At 73.7% G+C, this 2,516-nt stretch carries 2 protein-coding genes, 1 pseudogene and 1 riboswitch; of the genes and pseudogenes, 2 read left to right on the top strand and 1 reads right to left on the bottom strand.

Annotation, left to right across the window (positions count from 1 at the left end):
- Positions 1-108 precede the first annotated feature (108 nt).
- On the bottom strand, positions 109-1,116 hold the full coding sequence (locus ACFE76_RS17585; protein ID WP_375433078.1) for a hypothetical protein: 1,008 nt from the start codon (positions 1,114-1,116) through the stop codon (positions 109-111).
- Positions 1,117-1,197: 81 nt separating this feature from the next.
- Positions 1,198-1,286, top strand: a riboswitch (TPP riboswitch).
- A gap of 8 nt (positions 1,287-1,294) precedes the next feature.
- On the opposite strand from ACFE76_RS17585, the gene thiM reads away from it, so the two are divergent.
- Entirely contained in the window at positions 1,295-2,134 is an 840-nt protein-coding gene (gene thiM, locus ACFE76_RS17590) for a hydroxyethylthiazole kinase (protein ID WP_375433079.1), read from the top strand.
- 56 nt (positions 2,135-2,190) lie between these two features.
- Positions 2,191-2,349, top strand: a pseudogene (locus tag ACFE76_RS17595) (thiamine phosphate synthase); the annotation flags it as partial.
- Positions 2,350-2,516: the final 167 nt, after the last annotated feature.

A 2,516-nucleotide genomic window follows, 5' to 3' on the forward strand; every position in this document is an offset into this window, starting at 1 on the left:
CACTCATGATCAACACCTCTCAGTCAGGTGTTGCACCAATTCCTTGAATCTGAGAGCGCTCAGATTGACCCGCTGCGCCAGGTCGAGGCGAGTTCTGAGGGAAGCCGCTCACGAAGCGTCGTGGAGCAGCCGTTGCTCGCGCTCGACGAAGGTGTCGGTGAGGCCGGTGGCGTCGTTGTGGTGGGCCCAGTCGAGCGTCTCGGCGGCGGTGTCGGCGGCCGAGCGGAAGACCAGGCCCGCGGCGAGCGCGGCTGAGGAGTCGATCGCGTCCTGTGGGATCTGGTCTTCGGGGTACCAGAGCGGACGCTCCTCCTGCTCCCAGTCGGTCAGGGCCGCGTCGAGGTAGGCCTCGTCGGTCACCGGAAGGAGCTCGATGTCCTCCGGTCCGGCGCCGAGGACGGCCAGGCAGGCGTCCACGACCTGACGCAGCGTGTCGGGCCGGCCCGGACCGACGGTGTTGAACGTGCCGCCGCGGCCGGCGGCCAGCAGCTGCAGCACCCAACGCGTGATGTCCCGGGCGTCGGAGTACTGCACCGGCCGGTCGGGGTCGCCCGGCAGCAGCACCGTGCGCGGCAGCGTGCCGGCCAGCGCCCCCGCGAGCCGCACCGGCCACCAGGTGTAGCGCTGCGACGGGTCGCGAGGGCCGACCATGATCCCGACCCGCGGGAACAGTGCCGGGCCGGCGAAGTGCCTAGAGACCGCCGCCTCGCCCGCCAGCTTGGCCAGCGACCGCTCCTGCAGCACGTCGGAGTCCGGCTCGACCCCGGCCCGCCGGACAGGCGCGCTCTCGTCGGGCACCGGCGGGCCGGACGGCGCGTAGACGCTCATGCCCGACACGTACGCGTAGCCGCCGACCGCCCCTGACAGCAGCCGGGCAGTCGCCGCCACCGCCGGGGCGCCAGGGCGGGTGTCGGTATAGGTGTCGAACACCCCGTCCCACTCCCGACCCCGCAGCGCGGAGAGATCGTCCGTCCGGTCCCCCACCAGCACCTCGACGCCGGCCGCCGGGGCCTTGCCCGACCGGCTCAGCACGCTCACCTCGTGACCAGCGGCCAAGGCCTCGACGACCGCGTGGTATCCGAGGAACCCGCCGCCGCCCAGAACCAGGAGTCGCATGCTGCGGACCCTAGCGCGGGCGCCTCGCGGGCGCCCTCCCCGGGGAGCAGCAGCGGGCCGGGTTATCGTGGCCGGGCCAAGACGCGGGAGTCCGACGGGATCGGGCTGAGAGGGTGGCTGCCGGCCACCGACCGCCTGAACCTGACCCGGGTCATGCCGGTGGAGGAAGTGGGCCCGCATGCCTGATGTCACGTCCCCTGCGACGGCGCTGGCCATCACACCCGCCGAGGTGGCCGGCGTGCTCACCGCTGTCCGCGAGCGACATCCGCTGGTGCACTGCATGACCAACATCGTGGTCGCCGGCTTCACCGCGAACGTCCTGCTCGCGGTCGGTGCGGCCCCAGCCATGGTGGAGAACGACCAGGAGGCCGCCGAGTTCGCCGCCATCGCCGACGCCCTGCTGGTCAACCTCGGCACCCTGTCGGCCGAGACCGCGCGGGCGATGCGGCTGGCGTCTGCGTCGGCGCGGAGGCACGAGCGGCCCTGGGTCCTCGACCCGGTCGCCGTCGGCGCGATGCGTTTCCGGACCGACCTGTCGGCCGAGCTCCTCGAGCAGGGTCCGGCGGTCATCCGGGGCAACTCCTCGGAGGTGCTCAGCCTGGCCGGCGCTGCCGGGGCCGGTCGGGGTGTCGACAGCACCGTCGGCTCCGAGGCCGCGATCGACATCGCGCGCGAGCTGGCCGTCCGGACCGGCGCCGTCGTGGCCGTGAGCGGTGCTGTCGACTACCTGACCGACGGCACGGACCTCGTCGAGGTGCACACCGGACACCCCCTGATGACCCAGGTCACCGGCGTCGGCTGTGCGCTCGGCGCCCTGGTCGCGGCCTGCTGCGGAACCGGCGCTCCCCCGCTGCTGGCCGCCGCGGCGGCGACCACCATCCTCACCGTCGCCGCCGAGGAGTCGGCGGCGGTCAGCGCCGGTCCCGGCTCGTTCGCGGTGGGGTTGCTCGACGCCCTGGCCAACCTCGACGAGCAGACGATCGAGAGCCGCGTCCGGGCCCGCGAGGACGCCCGGTGAGGGACTACCTCGACCTCTACCTGGTCACCGACACCGCGCTGTGCGGTCCTCGCGGCGTGGCGGAGACCGTCCGGTCGGCGCTGAAGGGTGGCGTCACCGCGGTCCAGGTGCGAGAGCCGGACGCGTCGGCGCGCGAGCTCTGTGCCCTCGCTCTGGCCGTCCGCGAGGTGCTGGCGGCCACCGGCGTGCCGATGATCGTGAACGACCGCCTCGACGTCGCCCTGGCCGTGCGTGCTGACGGGGTGCATCTCGGCCAGTCGGACCTGCCGGTCGCGGACGCACGCCGGCTCGCCGGCCCGGGCCGCCCTGGGTGCGCTTCGGTCGGCCTCGCACCGGCCGGCGTTCTGGCTGCTCGTCGGCGGCTTCGCGATCTGCGGCGCGT

It is taken from the genome of uncultured Friedmanniella sp., from assembly GCF_964244005.1.
In the GTDB taxonomy this organism is placed as follows: Bacteria; Actinomycetota; Actinomycetes; order Propionibacteriales; family Propionibacteriaceae; genus Microlunatus.